Origin of the sequence: Anaerotignum lactatifermentans, assembly GCF_014982935.1 — a bacterium.
GTDB classification, from domain to species: Bacteria; Bacillota; Clostridia; order Lachnospirales; family Anaerotignaceae; genus Anaerotignum; species Anaerotignum lactatifermentans.
This window is the reverse complement of the sequence record NZ_JADCKK010000030.1, coordinates 1-17,952: the sequence shown is the minus strand read 5'-3', so window position 1 is coordinate 17,952 and position 17,952 is coordinate 1. Positions and strand designations below refer to the sequence as shown.

Sequence of the window (17,952 nt, the reverse complement as noted above, 5' to 3'; positions counted from 1 at the left end):
TCATCAATAGCTTTCTAAGTAAAAAAAGTCAGTGACTATTGCCACCGACTTGCCATCTTTTTTCCGAATTTTTATTTAATATGAGAGTACATGAAAAGGCAAACAGAAATTTTTATTTTCCTGTTTGCCTTTTCCATTTTATCCTACTAAAACTGGTTCCTATGCAAATTATTGTGCAGGGTATGTGTAAGTCAGTGTTTTATAGCCATCTGCAGAAATTGTTAAAGTGTGTTCCCCTTCTCCTGAGAAACAATCTTCCGTGAAATCAATGAATTGATCATCTCCTCCATATGCCTCATCATTAGAGAACTTATAGGCATTTTTTTCACCCCAGAAACCTGATACCATTTTGCAGCTATTCCCATCAATTTCTATACTTGTAATTGCATTCAAATATGCTGCTGCATCTGTTACTGAAAGGTCGAAACTTAAGCGATAATAGCTGCTCAGCATTTCGTTTTTAAACACCAAACTATTTACAGAAGGAGCTTCTTTATTTTCTTCTGGTTCCGTAGGTTCATCGCCATCTACTAAACTGTTATTTTTAATGCTCAAAGTCAATGTTTCGTAGCCATCCGCAATGATTTCTACAGTATAGCTCTTATCTGCTTCTGTGAAGCAATCAGCAGTGAAATCGATGAATTGGCATTTCCCTCCATATGCCTCATCATTGGAGAACTTATAAGAATTTTTGTCGCCCGAGAAACTACCCACTTTATCGCACGCTTCATCATTAATTTTGATGGAAGTAATGGCTTGCAAATAAGCTGATGCATCATCTTCTGTCAGATTAAATTTCAAACGATAATAATCGTCCCCAAAAAACTCATCAACAAATCTGAAAGATTCTGCCGTTGGAGCAGCCTGATCTTCTCCCGGCTCCCCTGGATCTTCTCCTGAATCTCCGCCAATGGTTCCATCTTTTTCAACTGTCAATGTCAAATCTTCATAGTCTTCTGCGGAAATCACAACAGTATTATCGCCCTCTGTGAAAGGTGTATCCCCATGAAGAATGATCTTCTGCTCTGTTGTGTTGGTTGTGAAATACAAATCAGCAACCATGCTGGAACTATATTCTGTACCATTGACTGTTACTTTGTTTACAGCATCTATCCACGCTTCGATATTGTTATCGTAAGACGGTGCAAAAGCAAAAGTATATGTTGTCTGGGAGAAATTGCTGTACGTACAATCAACACTTTCATATTTAGGTACAGGTTTTGTTTCTGTTGATGTTCCATCACCAACAGTGAATTTCACTGTTTTTGTGTCATAATACTCTGCTGTAATCGTTACCTGATATTCGCCAGCCTGTGTAAACAAATCTTTCCCCAAAATTAAATGTTTGCCGGAAATTTTATAGCCAATCTTTTCAGAAAAAAATTCCTGTCCATCAGGTAAAACATCTCTCTCTGTACTATCTGGATATGTCAGCTTGACTTCTGTCAGATATTTCCAGATGTCACCCGTGGCATTTTCCCCGGCAGCCGTTACAGTAACAGCTTCGCTAACATTTCCAGCTTTTACTTCCAGAACTGTTTCTTCAACTGTTTTGCCATAATCCACTTCGATTTCTTTATCCTGATATCCGTCAACTGAAATACAAATGGTATTTTCGCCAACTTCCAGTTTTTCACCAGGTATTATTAAAGTAGAATCGTCCAGATTTACAGTAAAATCACCTTTTTCCAATGGATGCATGTTATCACCGTTGAGATAAATTTTACCATCCTCTGCAACCGCAGCCAAGTAAGCTGTGTCTGCGCAGCTAAGCTTCAGGTCAGAACCTTCTTGACTTTCTACCACAGTCAGTTTTGGTGCAGGTCTACCGATGTAGCTACCGCCCATTTGTGTTTCCCCAAGGAGGTTGTCTTCCAGTACATATTTTGCTGCGTAAGGGCGATTCTGTGTTACAGAAGCAGTTTCTTCTTTCTGGAATTCAGCAAAAGTCAGATATTCACCATTAGCTTCTGCTTCGTTTACCAGATTGGTAAAGGCGCCACTCTTTCCGCTGTAGTCATAGAATACTTCGCCACCTTTATCAAAAACATAAAGCCAGCTTGTCATATCCTGATCCCATCTTTCAGCAATTTTTGCTGCACTTTCCTGTTCGATGCCCAGTTCTGTCAGAATTTCCGCATTTGCCAGCAAATCAGAGTCAAAAATCAGATATGCGTTCATCACGTTGCTGCCACCGTCTCCACCGGAAGACCCGCCTCCATCGAAGGTTGCCATGGTAACAGCATCAGCACCAGCATATGTAATGGCATTATTCACTCCACTGCCAACTACAAAAGTTGTTTCCATAGGTTTGAAGCCCTCAGCATAAACCTTAATCGTATATGTTCCATTATCTGGAATATTATTATGTCCCTCAACATCGTTGTAGAGAACGAACAAATTACCAAACAGGTAGTAATCTGTAATTTTTTCCAGCTCTTTTATTTCTCCATCCGGTGCAGTCAATGTTACACGATATACAGGCATTGTAATGCCGTATACCATATCCTCTACATGGAAATACACGTTTTTACCGCTTTGGATGACGCCGCCATTCCCCTGTAAATACATAGATGGTGCTGTTTTATTTACCACATGAATCGGGAACAGCCAGCTTTGTCCACCACTTGTAACTCTGATGTTGTAACGTCCATTGCTATAGAAATTAGTCTGTCCCAAAGATATACTAATTTGACCAACAGTTTTTCCATTATGTTCTACCTGCTCTGTCTTGTACTGAAGTTTGTCATTTAAAGTATTATTGTTTTCATTGAATGCCACCAGATCAACATCCGTAATGCCATCGAACCACTGTTTTTCTTCTGCAGTGGAATAATTGAACATTACGATAACTTCACCTGTGCCTTCTTCTGTAACTTCTGCATCAGGGCTATAGTATGGGATGGATTCATCAGATGCGTCCAAATCAAATGTTGTTTTTTCAGGATATACTCTTACATTCCCAGCTTCATCATAATTTGTCAAATGATAGTCCCAAACCGCTACAGCGCCATTTGCCATCAGATTATAGGATTCTGGTACTGACGCCAATACTTCCGGTTTTTCAGGGCTCTGGTTATTTGTCAGCTTTACTTCCTGTTTACTGCTTCCGCTTTCCAATACCAATTTGGCAGGATTCAAAGAAGTCAGTTCCCATTTGACGATGGTTCCATCATCATCTACATTGGTAAAATTAGAAGTAACATCAACTCCGTCAATGATCAGTTTTGTATTATCCTTGGAGAAGCCTTCTTCAAAGGAAACGACAACATACTGACTCCGTCCTAAATCTACCAGTTTCGTCTGTGCAGCTTTAGCGATATTCTGAGAAGGTTTGGAACTACCACCGCCACCGCTGCTGCTACCGCCGCCACCGCTGCTGCTGCCACCGCCACCGCTGCTGCTACCACCGCCGCTACTGCCTCCAGAACTTCCTTTATTGGAATTGTCTTTTTCTTCCGTCTTTGTTTCCTCTTTTTCTTCTTCAAGATTGATATCTTTTAGTGCATCCATAGATCTGGAAAGAAGAGCGATACCTTCCGCTCGTGTCATTGATTTTTGAGGCATTAATTTGCCATCCGCACCATAAAGATATCCATCAGAAATTAACTTTGCCATTGCATTTACTGCAAAAGCAGATATATCACCTCTATCTGTAAAATCATCCAAAACAGATAAATCTACTGAAGTATTTTCTTCAAGCAGTCTTACAATCATAACCGCAGCCTGTTCTCTTGTGACAGGCTGATTCGGGGACATAGTGGTTGCCGATGTTCCGCTCATATATCCTGCCGATAAAGCTTTTGCTAAATCAGAGCGATACCAAGCACTATCTTCTACATCTGTATAGTTTGCAATAGATGGAGATTCTTCTGTATACCCCATTACTCGATTAATAACAGCTGCAAACTGCGCTCTTGTCATAATCTGATTTGGAAGATAATTCCCAGTTCCATCACCAGCAATATATCCATTCTCCGCGAATGTTAATATTTGTTGTTGCGCCCAATGTCCATCAATATCAGAACCAGCCGCAAATACCTGTGCAGAGGGAAGTGCCCCCAACGCAATACTTGAAGTCATTAATGCTGCACATATCTGTGCCTGTAGTTTTTTCATAAACGCCTCCTCTTCAGTTAGCAATGACTAACTTAATGTTATAATGAAGTATTTCATATTAATATCTAATCCCTTCTACATATTCCACTTCCCCTCTAATTGATAAGAGTTAGCATATGCTAACTGGATTAATTATAAAAGAACAATAACTTTATTTCAATCGTCACATTATTCAAATTTGATATATAAAAATTGTGAAACACTCACAGTATCTCTCTGTGATAAAACCAAAAATCACTTTGATTTCATTTTTTGCTTACGCTTGGAATTTTGAGGAAACCAGCCACGTGCAACACGTTTTGTTTGCTCTTTCAATTCTTTGATACTCCATAAAAAAGAACATCCTAAGATACCTAATAATACAGAAAATATATTGTTCATAAATAAGGAAAGTATCAAACAAAACAAACCCATCATGAAATATACTGGCCAAATACGTTCTGAAAAATAATATTCACTCCATATTACCAACGGATGAAATATACCAATAATACACAAAGAAGCAATTCCTACTAAAATTCCATCAAAATGAAACATATCCTCCACCTCATTTTCAATAAAATATTCAATTTCAATGCCATCCAGTACATTTGCGAAAATGCCAGTATTCCCGATATTTATAATACAGGAATTCATCTGCAGAAAAAATCTTAAAAAATTTATATGCATTAATATACTTCCCGTAGTTTTCTCCAAAAATCTATACAGGAAAGCGACGTTCCATTTAGAAAAACGGAACGTCGCTTAAATGAATCTATTAAAATATCATGACTTTATAGAGAATAGCATGCAATCTCCAATATGGAAATCAAATTTCACATTGTACAAGTGTTTTCAAAGCTGAAAAACTTTCTGCGCCCATACAATGTTCCAACTCACATGCATCTCTTGATGCAATTTCTGGTTTCACTCCCAAACTGATAAGTAATTTACATAGCACTTGATATCTTTCATTCATTTCTTTTGCAATCTGCAAACCTTTCTGAGTTAAGTAAATATACTTTCCGTCGACCAGATAAACAAAACCTTCTTCCGCTAGAATCTTTACGGAAACAGATACAGTAGCGCGCGAAACAGATAAGGCATGCACGAGATGCTGATTGCGTACAACTCCTTTTTGTGAAAGTTCATAAATAGTTTTTAAGTAATTTTCTGTTACTCTCCTCTGTTTCACTTACCTCACCCATCCTTATATAATAAGATGTAACCTGTAATTATATAATCAAATTCGTTATTACGAAAATACAATTACTTATTTGTCTTATCACAGCAACAACTTTCATGCCCGTTTTCTTTTGTTCCACAGGAACAACCATCTGGGCAACCAATACATTTCCGTCCGCTTTTTTTCGCCCTATAAACATATATGCCAGCTGCTACCACAATGATGAGAATGATTGCAATTATGATATAGTCAATCATACCGTTTTCGCTCCGTTCAATTCATATTCGTGTTTCAGTTCCTTTTCTGTTTTCTTGCACAGATAAATCACAACAGCTACCATGATCAATACTGCAATCAAACCAGGTACAAAGCCAGCTCCTACAGAACCTGTCGTAATCAAAGTACCAATCTGGTATACTAAGAAACCAATGGTATAACCGGTACACAACTGTAAGCCAATACCGCCCCACAACCATTTTTTGCTTTTCATTTCAGAGTTCATGGCACCAATGGCTGCAAAGCAAGGAGGTGTATACAGGTTGAACATCAGATATGCCAGTGCAGCAACTTTTGTAATAGCAATTACACCTGCAATTTCACCGCCTGCACCTTCAATCATTGCCAACTCTTCTGTATCAATCAGATTTTCCAAACCAACAAAGCATACAGCTAAAGTACCTACAACGTTTTCTTTTGCAATAAAGCCTGTTACTGCTGCCGCTGCCAGCTGCCAGCTAAGTACACCAACAATGGGAATCAGCAAATAAGCAAATGGTCCAGCAATGGAAGCCAAAATGGAGCTATCAGCAGTTTCTGCCACCTGGAAACTCCAGTTGAAAGTCTGCATAATCTGTACAGCTGTATTACACAGCAGGATAATGGTCGCTGCTTTTACGATGTACGCCCAGCCACGTGCACACATCGCTTTCAAAGCAAAGATAAAAGAGGGTGCTTTGTATTCAGGCAATTCCATAATAAAGAAAGACTTACGGTTTTTATATCCAGAAATTTTGTTTACGAGCAAAGCGCCAAGGAAAATCAAAACAATGCCAGTAAAATACATCAGGAAGCTAACCCAACCAGCATCTTCAAAGAAAGCACCTGCAAACAAAGCAATTACGGGGATTTTTGCACCACAGGGCATAAAGGGTGTCAGCATTGCTGTCGCACGACGTTCACGTTCGTTTCTAATTGTACGGCTTGCCATAACACCAGGAATTGCACAACCAGTACCGATTACAAAAGGAATCACGGATTTACCAGAAAGACCAACTTTTTTAAAGATTGGATCCAGCACAACAGAAACACGGGACATATATCCACAATCTTCCAGCAATGCAATCAGGAAATACATGATCATAACCAGTGGCAGGAAACCAACAACGGCACCAACACCACCGATGATACCATCAACCAACAAGGCTGACAGCAGTGGATTCGCATCTGCCAGTAATTCACCAATGTAACCCTGGAAAGTTTCAATCCAAGCAACCAATGTATCCGCGATCAATGGACCAACCCATACCTGTGAAATTTGGAATACCAAAAACATGACAACAGCAAAGATGGGAATACCCACGATTTTGTTGGTCAAAACATTATCTATTGCGTCACCTGTGCCCTTATCTTTTGTCAAGATTTTTCTTTTTTCCACTTGGGACACCAGATCATTTACAAATGCAAATCGTTTTCGATCCGCTTCTTCAACGACATGCTTATTGGTCAAATCAATATCCCCTTGCACATAGGGTGCTTTTTGAACTTGTCCCTTTGAAGCTACCGCTGCATCAACAACCAATTTCAGACCTTCTGCAGCAGTTGAAACTGTTTCTACTACCGGGCAGCCCAGCTTTTCTGAAAGGACTTTTGTATTGATGGTAGTTTCTTTTTTCTTATTGATATCACTTTTATTCAATGCTACTACCACAGGAATTCCCAATTCCAAAAGCTGTGTCGTAAAAAACAAGCTACGACTTAAATTAGTTGCATCCACAATATTAATAATGGCATCTGGATGTTCATTTCTAACGTAAGAGCTTGTGATACTTTCTTCCGATGTGAAAGGTGACATTGAATATGCACCCGGAAGGTCAACTGCAACCAGTTCTTCCACTTCTCCAGAATAATTCTTTTTAATAGGATGTTCTTTTTTTTCAACCGTAACGCCAGCCCAGTTCCCCACTTTTTCATTTCTACCTGTCAAGGCATTGAACATAGTGGTTTTACCGGAGTTCGGGTTGCCTGCAAGGGCAATTCTCATAATACTTCCTCCTCTTCCCTATATAATATTTGCTTTATATTCAGACATATAGTTATCTTACGCTAACCATATGTCAAAATAAACTACTCTCATAAAAATCAAATCTGAATTGCTGCTGCCAATTGATTATCGATATTGTATCTGCCGTCCTTAATGGAAACAACGCATCCACCTTTTAATCGAGAAACAACTGTAATTGGTTCGCCTGCATAACAGCCAAGAGAAAATAAAAATGCATTTAACTCCTCATCATCTGTATTAATGCTTTGAATAATATATTCTTTTCCCTCAAGTGCATGTTCTAATGTCATGAAAATTCTCCCTTTATTATGTATTTACTTTCAATACGCTAATTTATGTTAGTTACAGCTAATACACAAATATATTGCAGTTAGCGTTATCTAACTCACACATAGTATATACCTTAGTATTATATATGTCAAGAAAAAATATTTATTTACGTAATTTTTGAGATACATTATAAATATAAGAAATCATTTTAATACCATCACAATCAAACAAAAAAGTTGTTCAGTTGTCATTAGCTAACTGTTATGTTTTATATAATCTCTCATACAGCCTCCGAAATCATACTAACCAATAATATTGATTATCATTTTACTTGTTAGTATTTTAAAATTTTACCCGTTTGATATGATACAAGAAAGTTGAAACAAGATTATTAGACTTTCGCCAAAAGCGACCTACTTTATATTCACAAAATTATGATAAAGCACTAGTGAAAAATATGGGCAGATGATATGCCCCGTGCTCCCACAAAGAAATCAATCTGACAGTTTCGCTGTTTCCTTAATATTAATCCCAGCAGTCAATGGTTATAAAACGATAGGCTAATTTATTTCTATTCCACTTAATCAATCATATTAAAAGAACATCAAAAAGCTGGTTTAATTAGTCATATAGAGCCAAGTTCTCATTTTAGTATACAAAAATTCCAATGCTCTTAAAGGATAGAAATACTATTCACGTTAAAAAATTCTTACTTCCATTTCCTAATGGAATCCTTTTATAAAACTATGAAATAAGTACTTATTCAAGGTATCAATTTTGAATCACTTAAATAGACTCAAAAATTATCTTTATAAATATTGAACTATATTATATAACTGAATTTAACTACACAAAACTTGCCCATCTTTCTTTCATTCAATTCGAAAAAGGCAATCCACAAAACCTATACACTTTTTCTAAAGAATCTAATCGCGTCCGCAACAAATAATGGGATGGGATACCATACATACTTTTTTAACATAAAAATCCTTTTTATTCAGTAAATTATTTGCACAGATCATACTAATATCTACATAAAAACCAGTTGAAAAGTATGTTTCAACTGGTTTTCCAAATCGCATAAATTATATTTTAATGTTGCAATACTCAGCAATTATAAAACGTATAACTCTTATTTCTTTCGCATATGACACACGCCTATCACTGCAAACAGAGCTCGAAAACTTTGGTCCAATAACAGAGCTGTCCATGCTCCATATAGCTGCATATCCAGCACAACAACCAACAAATAAGTAATCAATGGACGTAATATGGCAATGCTCACCAAGGAATATATAGCTACATATCCTGTATGACCCATACCTCTCAATATCCCTGCATGAGTCAAAGAAAAACTTTCCGGAAAACTCACAAACGCTACAAACAACATAATCCCTGAAGCTAACAGCAGTTCTTGTCCTTCTAACGCATACATGGAAAGCACAGGAACACGTAAGACAATACACAAAACACATGCTATAGATGCAGTCAGCAAACTTTCCCATTTTACCACATGGCAAATTTTTTTCAGTTTTTTCCCACCTGTTGCTCCAATGTCATTTCCACACTGTATCAATCCGGCTTTTCCCATACCTTGCGAAAAACTATAGTATATATCGCACATTCCCATACAGATATTGTGTATTCCAAGAGAAGATGCTCCCAGCCCTGCTACAATCCTTGTGTATGCAAACATACCAAAACGTTCAACCGCCTGCTCAGTAAATACCCCTCCATATAATGGCATAATCTGACTCAAATACCTTCGATCAGGTTTCCATCTACTTTTCTTTAGCAATGATGCTGGATGCTTTTGGGGCAAAAGAATAAGAAGTGTATACCCGAGTGCAGCAACTGCTCCAAACAATGTTCCTAATCCCGCTCCAAACACGCCCAGCCTAGGAGCGGGGCCAATACCATAAATAAAGACCGCATTACACAACACATTGATTACATTTCCTAGCACATTCGCCTTCAAAACAGATTTCGTATCTCCAAGCCCTGCTAAAACACCATGTAATGCAATGGCAGGGGCAGTAAAGAACAATCCGAAAAAAGCAGGTCTTGCATATGCCATAGCAGAATTCAAATAAGTCCTGTCTGCTCCCGCGAACAACAAAATAGGTTCTAACAACAGAATCGTGCAAAGCAACAATATTCCGCCACCCAGTAATGCAATCGTTAGAGTTTGTTTTGTAAATCTACTTAAACTTTCTCCTTTACTTTTTCCACTACGCCGTGCAACATACGCTGTTACAGCCACTGCAAAAGCTCTAGAAAAACACAATATCACCATTCTGGGTTGTGAAAAAATACTCACCGCAGCTACAGCTGTCGTTCCTAACGAAGAAACCATCAACAAATCTACTGCTGAAAGCATCATTAGCAGCAATCCTTCTGCCGCAGCAGGCCCTGCAAGGCGCCAAAAAACTTTACGTTCTTCCATAAGCAACTATGGCATCTCCAGGCTGTACGCCAAGAGCCGTTGTATAGTAAAGTATCACTCCGTCGAATTCGGCTTTGATTTCTACTGGCTCCCCCTTCGGATATGGTTGCAGCACTCCCAAAATATCCCCTTCTGAGACAAAATTACCTGCAGTAATTTTGGGGTACCAATACCCATATACAGTTGACTCTTCATATTTGGCTTTCGCAATTTCCTGCTGCTGTACCAATTTGAACTTTTGTTCTGAAATAGAAAGATAAGACATGATTCGATATACATCTTCCATACAGTCTGCAACCTCTAATTCAGACCACCGTCCACCCTCTCCTCTTTCAATGAGCAAAGAGGGAACACCTTTTTGTACTGCCCAACTATATAAACCGTTTTTTGCTGTTGATCGCACACGATAAGGTACAGAAAGCATCTTTGCACCTTCCAAAGCCAACCGGTTCACCTCATCACTACCCACCGAAGGAATAAATACCAAAGGAAATAAAGATTCATTGATATCTCCACTATGCAAATCAATCAAAAAATCTGCATAGGGATAAATTTCTTTTTCTATGGTATATGCGATTTGTTCAGACAGAGTTCCATCTTGTCTACCCGGAAAAGCTCGATTCAAATTTACATTATCTTCCGGTACCACCTGCTTTGCACCACTTAAAAAGCCCTGTGCATTTACAAGCGGTAATATTATCACATTCCCGGATAATCTTTCAGTGTTTAATTCTTTAATTAATCTCTTTATTGCCTCAATTCCAACATACTCACATCCATGGACACCCGCCGCCACAACCAATGTCTTACCTGGAAAAGCACCACAGTATAATATAACATCTAACGCATACTCTTCATTTACATGAATTTTGATGTACTTTTTTTCTCCACGTTCTATTTTATGTCCACATAGGATCATACTGTTTTTGCCTCCTCCGTATCAAACACGATAATAGACTCCAATAATTTGCGGGCATACTGATCTTTCGTTTGACTGATTTTATCTACCGGAAGATATTCCGTTACATGACCTTGATACAAAAATAGCACATCGTCACATAGATAAGTAATAGACGTCAAATCATGGGTAATAAAAATATATGTCAGCTGAAGTTTTTCTTTCAGTTCCAACAACAAATCCATAATCTGCACTTGTGTATGCGCATCCAATGAGGATATAGCTTCATCAAATAACACGATCTGTGGATTGCAGGCCACTGCTCTAGCAATGCACACGCGCTGCAACTGGCCGCCGGATAATTCATGAGGAAATCTATCTGCAAAATCTTCAGACAGTCCAACTAACTCTAATAATTTTTTGATTTCCTTTTCATATTGCAGCTTTTCCTTCTCTCTCCTTTGACGAACAAATAAACCTTCTTTGATGACATCGCTCACACGGAACCGAGGATTGGCTGAAGTCGTATAATCTTGGAACACAACACTTAGTTTATTTTGCAATTCTTTACGACCTTTTCGCGATGCATAAACAGAAGTTCCATCTATCATAACCTCACCTGTATCGGGTTTCAACAAACCGCAAATCACGCGTCCCATGGTTGATTTGCCGCTTCCGGATTCACCCAAAATACCAAGGCAAGTTCCTTTCTTTACTTTTAGCGACACATCAAACAGCACCTGTTGTCTAGTGTGTCCAAAAATCTTATCCTGTCGTTCGCTTCGGAAACTGACACAAACTTTATCTAGCTGGAGCACAATGGCTCACCTCACCTTCCAACGCCTTTCTGTATTTTCGCATGACATCTCGTCTTTTTTCAATTAATAATCTGGTATACGGATCTTTTGCCTGATGCATAATATGACAAAATTCACCCTGATCAACAACCACCCCCTGATTGAGTACAACAATCCGATCTGCCACACGTGAAATTGCATTCAGATCATGGGATATAAAAATCATCGCCACTTTATGTTCCTCTTTGATTCGCAAAAACTCATTCAAAATCTCGAACTGTGTAATAGCATCAATAGCAGTAGTTGGCTCATCCGCAATCAAAAGTTCTGGTGTCATGGAAGTTGCAAGACCGATCATGATCCTCTGCAACATACCACCAGAAAGTTGATGAGGATATTTCTCCAGTACTTCCTCAGGGTTCCTGATTTGCATCTTCAAAAGCATGTTAATAGATCTTTCTCGAACTTCTTCGTTGTCCCATTGATTATGTGCTGCATAGGTTTCTGCAATCTGATTCCCAATACGATAAAGCGGATCAAAGGATGTCATAGGGTTCTGCAGTACCATCCCCACTTTACCGCCTCTTAATTTTCTCAACTCTTCAGCGTTTTTCCCTAGCAACTCATCCCCTTGGAATTTTGCGCTCCCTGAAACCTGAAAATTTTTGTCTAAAAGTCCCATTGCAGCCTTCATGGTCATGGACTTTCCGCTTCCAGATTCGCCTAAAATACCAAGGCATTCTCCAGGTGCTACAGAAAACGAAATTCCCTTCACTAAGTCTTTTGTTTTTTTTCTGCCCTGCAAAGAAACACATAACTGATTCAATTCCAATACTGGTTTCATTGCTTCACCTCCTTTGGATCCAATACATCACGCATAGCATCTCCCAATAAGTTAAAGCAGCATACAAGAACTACAATTGCCACCCCTGGCGCGATCATCTGCACTGGATTGCTGGTCAAAACTTCTTTTGCTTCATTGAGCATGGCTCCCCACTCTGGTGTCGGTGCCTGTACACCAAGCCCCAAGAAGGAAAGTGTAGAAATATTGATGATAGCCCAACCAATATCCAATGATGCTAACACCACCAGATCAGAAGTGATAGAGGGCAATAAATGACGGAATAAAATAAACCGTTCTGGCATGCCTACACATCTTGAGAACTGAACAAAATTTCTATCACGGTACTGTAAAACACCCGTTCGAATCATTCTGGCATACCAAGCCCACTTGATAAAAACATTTGCTATAATTACATTCTGTACATTGATACCCAATAAAGCTACAACGGCAAATACCATAATTTGGCTGGGAAAAGAAAGCATCACGTCTACCACTCGCATGATTACTTCTTCCACGATTCCACGAAAATACCCTGCCATAATTCCCAGCAAAGCACCAATGCCTATGGTCCCTAACATGGTAAGTGTAGCGAGACCCAACGTAGGGCGGATACCATAAATCATTCTAGATAGCACACATCTTCCCAATTGATCGGTTCCTAATGGATATTGCAAGCTATATTCAGCAAATTTATTGATAATATTTGTTTCATAAGGGTCATTAGGCGCTATAATCGGCGCAAAAATTCCAATACACGCAACAACAAGGAGCAGCGCACTCGTAAAAACTGCTGCACGATTTTGCAAAAAACGTTTCGTCACTTTTTAGTCCTCCTTTCGTAATCTTGGATCTGATACAGTTTGCAGTATATCAAAAAGCAAATTGAACACCACAAAAAGGACACCAATAAGCAGTACATATGTCTGAATTACCGGATAATCACGATTAAAAATCGAGCTGATACATAATGTTCCTAGTCCCGGCCAAGAAAAAACATTTTCAACCACAATGGTACCCGAAATCAGCTGAGGAATACTCATCCCCATGGCTACAATACAAGTATGCATGGAGTTCTTCAAAACATGTTTTACCCAAATTGCTTTTTGCGGCAATCCTCTTACATTGGCATATAAAACATAATCCTGTTTCATATTTTCCAGCATATTATTACGAATCAATCGAATATAAGTGGAGATATAACTTAACGCTACTGTAAAAGCAGGCAAAATCAAATGCCTCCATGAACCGCTTCCATTTGTGGGAAGCCAGCCTAACTTTACACCAATACCCCACATCAGCAATAAGCCAACCCAATAAGGAGGCATTGCTGTGGAAACAAATACTGTTCCGCGCATGATTCTGTCAAACCATCCATCTTTATATACTGCGCAAAGAAAGCCAATAGGAATACTTAGAACCAATACGATCACAAAGGAAGCTCCGGCGAGTTCCAATGTTGCAGGTAATGACCTAAGAATCTCACCTGCTACCGTTCGTGCAGGGTTCACATAACTAATACCAAAATCCCCTTGCAGGCATCCTATCACCCAATCAAAATATCGTACCAGAAATGGTTTATTTAATCCAAGCATCTCTTCCATTTCTGCAATGGCTGCATCGGTGATAACCGGCATTTGCTGTACACGAAGAGCTACCTCCGCCGGATTTGAAGGAATCAAGTTAATAAACATAAAGCATACAAAAGAAATTGCCAATAGCAGCGGGATCGCCAACAAAATTCTTCGAATTATATATCTACGCATCCTCATTCTCCTTTCAAGATATTTTCAAGAAAAGAACCGCTTCTTTATTAGAAGCGGCTCTTCGCTGTTCTTTTTACTGGAAATACATATCCGCAAAAGGAACATCGTACTGATCTGTACCGAAATGTACACCCTGCAAATCAGATGTATAAAGTGCCTTGTTGCATTCATATGTCAGCGGAATATAAACTGCATCTTCATGCAAACGTGTAAGAACAAAGCTATAAAGTTCCTGGCGTTCTGTTTCATCCGTTGTTGTAAGAATTTCTGTAATTGCCGCATCAATCTCAGCTTTATCCGCTAAGCCCAACTGTGCAGCGTAGTCCCCATATACCGGTGCACGCATCGCTGCAAGAGATGACTGTGGATCATAAGGCATACCCCAGCAAATATTGAACACCATATCAAAATTACCCGCTTTCATGCTGTCACGATAAGATTGCTCTTCCTCTCCATGAATATTGATAGAAATACCCAATTTCAAGTATTCACTCTGCAGATATTCCGCAATGGTTTTTTCTGTTACACTATCACTGTTGTACAGCAATTCCAATTCCAGCTTCTTTCCATCTTTTTGACGAATGCCGTCACTTCCCATAGTCCAGCCAGCTTCATCCAGCATCTGTGCGGCTGTATCCGCATTATATTCATAAGGAGTCAATTCTACATCGCAATAAGGTACTGTTTTTGCATACAAAGTATCTGCAGGTTCTTCCAATCCATAGAAAATACCATCAGAAATAGCCTGTCTATTTGTGGCGTACTGCAAAGCCTGTCTTACTGTTGTATCACTCAAAATATCGTTGGTCGTATTCAGTACGATATGTCTTGTAGAAGTTGGTTCAGACAAAGAAACAGAAAATTTTTCACTGTCCACATACTGACTAATGGCATCTGCATCCAGCATATTCTTACCAAAAATCAAATCGATTTCGCCAGATTCCAAAGCCATGATACGTGTCTGATTGTCTGGAATTACTTTTACTGTTATTTTTTCAATTGCAGGTAGCTCGCCCCAGTAATTTTCATTCCGTTCAAACACCGCATACTCGTCTGTCACAAAATCTGTCAACACATAAGGACCTGTACCAATATAGCCATTCACACCGTCTTTTGTACTGCCGTTGATCATGCAATTAGGGGAAATCATTGCAAAAGGTCGAATGCAACCCAATTCTGTCAACATAGGGTAATATGGCTCACTTAATTCAATAACAAACGTATTTTCATCCGGAGCAGATACTCCAACCAATAAATTCATCATTTCCAGCCAAGTATGTCTTTCTTTGTTTTCAATGATCGCATTGAAATTCGCTAAGATCGCATTAGCATCACACACAGCACCATCGGAAAAAGTAACCCCTTCTCGAATCTTAAAGGTATATATTCTGCCATCTTCGCTTATGGTCCAACTTTCTGCTAAGCATCCTTCGTAACCATCATCTGTAATGCTGACCAATGTATCATAAAGCATGCTCTGGGCATACATTTCTCCAGCATATAGATGGGGGTTCAAATCACGAATATCTCTGTAGTTTACAAAAACCAATTCATTATTGGTATTTTCACTGCTTGTACTACTTGTTTCAACCCCTTGTCCGCAACCACTCAATACCCCAAATGCTGTAACACATCCAAGAATGATTGCAATAATTTTCTTTTTCATTTGTTATACTACCTCCCTGTAATTGTTTTCGAAACATATTATATCGGAGTTAGTTATTGCTTACCAGTGGGTAAATTTTCATATCTAACTATAACAAATCGTTATAACATCTTTTCGAAATTTTCGATAATCCACACAGACTGCTCAGAAAGTACCCGTTCCGGATCTCTGATATACCCAATCTGTAAAAAGGGTTCACATCCATTAATCGGCAATGATTTAATATCATATTGTTCATAAGGTTCATGCATAAAATCCAGACCAAGACTACAAACATCTGTATATAATAACAGGTCAGTATATAAATGGTCACTGTTTGTATATACGCTATGATGTAAATTTTTTGTGTCGATAATACCCATACTTACACTTTCCAAATGATGCTCCATAGAAAAGAAATCTCTAACACCACGAACAAATCTTAACTTTGGCAAATCAGAAAAATCAACGCTTTCCTCATGATATAAAGGATGATATTTTCCGACATACAAGCAGATTTTTTTTGACTTCAACGGAACAAAGATCAAATTTTTATGTGACAATATATGTTGAAATGTCTGTACCTGGCGTTGTGCCACGTAAACAATGCCAATTTCTGATATACCTTGATGCACCTGATCCGCAATTTCTTCCACCGAACCCTCGTGATGTTCAATAGTATATGTATCGCCAAATTTTTTATAAAAATCTACCAATAATCGTGCAATCATGTTACTGGGATACGTTGAAATACGAATACTGTTTTTACCCTCTGGAACCGCCAAGGAAGAAATCGTTGCCGTAGCCTTTAATACCATTCTTGCATATTCCAAAACCATTTCCCCATATACCGTCGGAACAACGCCCTTTCCTGTTCTTTTCAGCAATGGTCTGCCCAGTTCACGTTCCAATGCTGTAATCGTTTTGCTTACATTTGGTTGAGATGTATACATACATGCAGCAGCGCGAGATAAACTTCCTCTCTCGCAAGCAATCACGAAAAATTCAAGCTGTTTAATATCCATAAATGACCTCCTCCAAAAATTAGCCATTGCTAACTCTGTTTTATCATATTCTTTTCTATTTACATATAGTATTATAACTAAATGACATATTTTCTCTTAACATACACATGATTTTCAATATGAAAACAGAGAAAAATCATAATATATTTTTCGACAATAATCGATAAGATGACATAAAAGCTGTGAATATATAAGATTCACAGCTTTTTTCATTTACCTACTACATATCATATCTATTTTTCCACGATTCACAGGAAAACGCATTTCTCTGACCATCATCATCCAATGTACCATATTTAAAATATTCTCAAATATTTTCATACAAACTTTATTTTTATCATCCTCCTCATAATTCATTTCCTGAAAAGAAATATATGCTCGCTTTGCATTTTGATATGCATTTACAGCATAGGTATCTTGCCTTGATATTCTAATCTTCTGAGCAATATATTCTTTCTTCCCATCCTCGTTAATGATTTCTTCGTAGAGAACCATTCGTTTTGCGATCATCTGAAAAAACTCATAACAGTATTTTTTGAACCCTTGTTCATTACACTTATTTTTCAAAGAATTGGATCTATATTAAAAAAGTGGACACATAAAGTAACTATCTATTACAATAAAGTAGACACCAAAAGGAGGTATTTACATGTCAACAAACAGCAAAGGTATTCGCTATGACGAAGACTTCAAAAGAAC

The 17,952-nt window shown here is 38.4% G+C and carries 14 protein-coding genes; all 14 read right to left on the bottom strand.

Annotation, left to right across the window (positions count from 1 at the left end):
* Positions 1-168: 168 nt before the first annotated feature.
* The 14 genes from INF29_RS08780 to INF29_RS08715 all read right to left on the bottom strand — a co-directional run bounded on the left by INF29_RS08780 (position 169) and on the right by INF29_RS08715 (position 17,763).
* On the bottom strand, positions 169-4,119 hold the full coding sequence (locus INF29_RS08780; protein WP_193486038.1) for a hemoblobin-interacting domain-containing protein: 3,951 nt from the start codon (positions 4,117-4,119) through the stop codon (positions 169-171).
* Positions 4,120-4,353: 234 nt separating this feature from the next.
* Positions 4,354-4,788 (bottom strand): DUF4491 family protein, encoded by a 435-nt coding sequence (locus tag INF29_RS08775; RefSeq protein ID WP_330391164.1) that lies wholly within the window; start codon positions 4,786-4,788, stop codon positions 4,354-4,356.
* Positions 4,789-4,927: 139 nt separating this feature from the next.
* Positions 4,928-5,293: a metal-dependent transcriptional regulator gene (locus tag INF29_RS15070; RefSeq protein ID WP_072851548.1), complete on the bottom strand. Its 366-nt coding sequence runs from the start codon at positions 5,291-5,293 to the stop codon at positions 4,928-4,930.
* Positions 5,294-5,537: 244 nt separating this feature from the next.
* A complete protein-coding gene (feoB, locus tag INF29_RS08765) occupies positions 5,538-7,544 on the bottom strand; it encodes a ferrous iron transport protein B (RefSeq protein ID WP_087989983.1) in 2,007 nt (668 codons plus the stop codon).
* Positions 7,545-7,642: 98 nt separating this feature from the next.
* Positions 7,643-7,855 (bottom strand): FeoA family protein, encoded by a 213-nt coding sequence (locus INF29_RS08760; protein WP_072851542.1) that lies wholly within the window; start codon positions 7,853-7,855, stop codon positions 7,643-7,645.
* Between the two features lie 1,112 nt (positions 7,856-8,967).
* On the bottom strand, positions 8,968-10,281 hold the full coding sequence (locus tag INF29_RS08755) for an MATE family efflux transporter (protein WP_193486037.1): 1,314 nt from the start codon (positions 10,279-10,281) through the stop codon (positions 8,968-8,970).
* A complete protein-coding gene (locus INF29_RS08750) occupies positions 10,268-11,200 on the bottom strand; it encodes a M14 family metallopeptidase (RefSeq protein WP_193486036.1) in 933 nt (310 codons plus the stop codon). The genes INF29_RS08755 and INF29_RS08750 overlap by 14 nt, the downstream gene beginning before the upstream one ends.
* Complete coding sequence (locus tag INF29_RS08745; protein ID WP_087989985.1) at positions 11,197-11,997, bottom strand: ABC transporter ATP-binding protein; 801 nt, start codon at positions 11,995-11,997, stop codon at positions 11,197-11,199. The genes INF29_RS08750 and INF29_RS08745 overlap by 4 nt, the downstream gene beginning before the upstream one ends.
* Complete coding sequence (locus tag INF29_RS08740) at positions 11,981-12,820, bottom strand: ABC transporter ATP-binding protein (protein ID WP_193486034.1); 840 nt, start codon at positions 12,818-12,820, stop codon at positions 11,981-11,983. The genes INF29_RS08745 and INF29_RS08740 overlap by 17 nt, the downstream gene beginning before the upstream one ends.
* A complete protein-coding gene (opp1C, locus tag INF29_RS08735; RefSeq protein ID WP_193486032.1) occupies positions 12,817-13,641 on the bottom strand; it encodes a nickel/cobalt ABC transporter permease in 825 nt (274 codons plus the stop codon). The genes INF29_RS08740 and opp1C overlap by 4 nt, the downstream gene beginning before the upstream one ends.
* A 3-nt stretch (positions 13,642-13,644) precedes the next feature.
* A complete protein-coding gene (gene opp1B / locus INF29_RS08730; protein WP_072851527.1) occupies positions 13,645-14,583 on the bottom strand; it encodes a nickel/cobalt ABC transporter permease in 939 nt (312 codons plus the stop codon).
* A 73-nt stretch (positions 14,584-14,656) separates the two neighbouring features.
* Complete coding sequence (nikA, locus tag INF29_RS08725) at positions 14,657-16,249, bottom strand: nickel ABC transporter substrate-binding protein (RefSeq protein WP_193486030.1); 1,593 nt, start codon at positions 16,247-16,249, stop codon at positions 14,657-14,659.
* Between the two features lie 101 nt (positions 16,250-16,350).
* Positions 16,351-17,253: a LysR family transcriptional regulator gene (locus tag INF29_RS08720; RefSeq protein ID WP_072851521.1), complete on the bottom strand. Its 903-nt coding sequence runs from the start codon at positions 17,251-17,253 to the stop codon at positions 16,351-16,353.
* Between the two features lie 213 nt (positions 17,254-17,466).
* Entirely contained in the window at positions 17,467-17,763 is a 297-nt protein-coding gene (locus tag INF29_RS08715; protein WP_193486028.1) for a hypothetical protein, read from the bottom strand.
* Positions 17,764-17,952 lie beyond the last annotated feature (189 nt).

Coding starts and splice junctions, on each gene's coding strand:
- feoB (WP_087989983.1), bottom strand. CDS start 7,544: ATGAGAATTGCCCTTGCAGGCAACCCGAACTCCGGTAAAACCACTATG.
- INF29_RS08750 (WP_193486036.1), bottom strand. CDS start 11,200: ATGATCCTATGTGGACATAAAATAGAACGTGGAGAAAAAAAGTACATC.
- INF29_RS08720 (WP_072851521.1), bottom strand. CDS start 17,253: ATGGATATTAAACAGCTTGAATTTTTCGTGATTGCTTGCGAGAGAGGA.
- opp1B (WP_072851527.1), bottom strand. CDS start 14,583: ATGCGTAGATATATAATTCGAAGAATTTTGTTGGCGATCCCGCTGCTA.
- INF29_RS08780 (WP_193486038.1), bottom strand. CDS start 4,119: ATGAAAAAACTACAGGCACAGATATGTGCAGCATTAATGACTTCAAGT.
- INF29_RS08760 (WP_072851542.1), bottom strand. CDS start 7,855: ATGACATTAGAACATGCACTTGAGGGAAAAGAATATATTATTCAAAGC.
- INF29_RS08775 (WP_330391164.1), bottom strand. CDS start 4,788: ATGCATATAAATTTTTTAAGATTTTTTCTGCAGATGAATTCCTGTATT.
- INF29_RS08755 (WP_193486037.1), bottom strand. CDS start 10,281: ATGGAAGAACGTAAAGTTTTTTGGCGCCTTGCAGGGCCTGCTGCGGCA.
- INF29_RS08740 (WP_193486034.1), bottom strand. CDS start 12,820: ATGAAACCAGTATTGGAATTGAATCAGTTATGTGTTTCTTTGCAGGGC.
- nikA (WP_193486030.1), bottom strand. CDS start 16,249: ATGAAAAAGAAAATTATTGCAATCATTCTTGGATGTGTTACAGCATTT.
- INF29_RS08715 (WP_193486028.1), bottom strand. CDS start 17,763: ATGATCGCAAAACGAATGGTTCTCTACGAAGAAATCATTAACGAGGAT.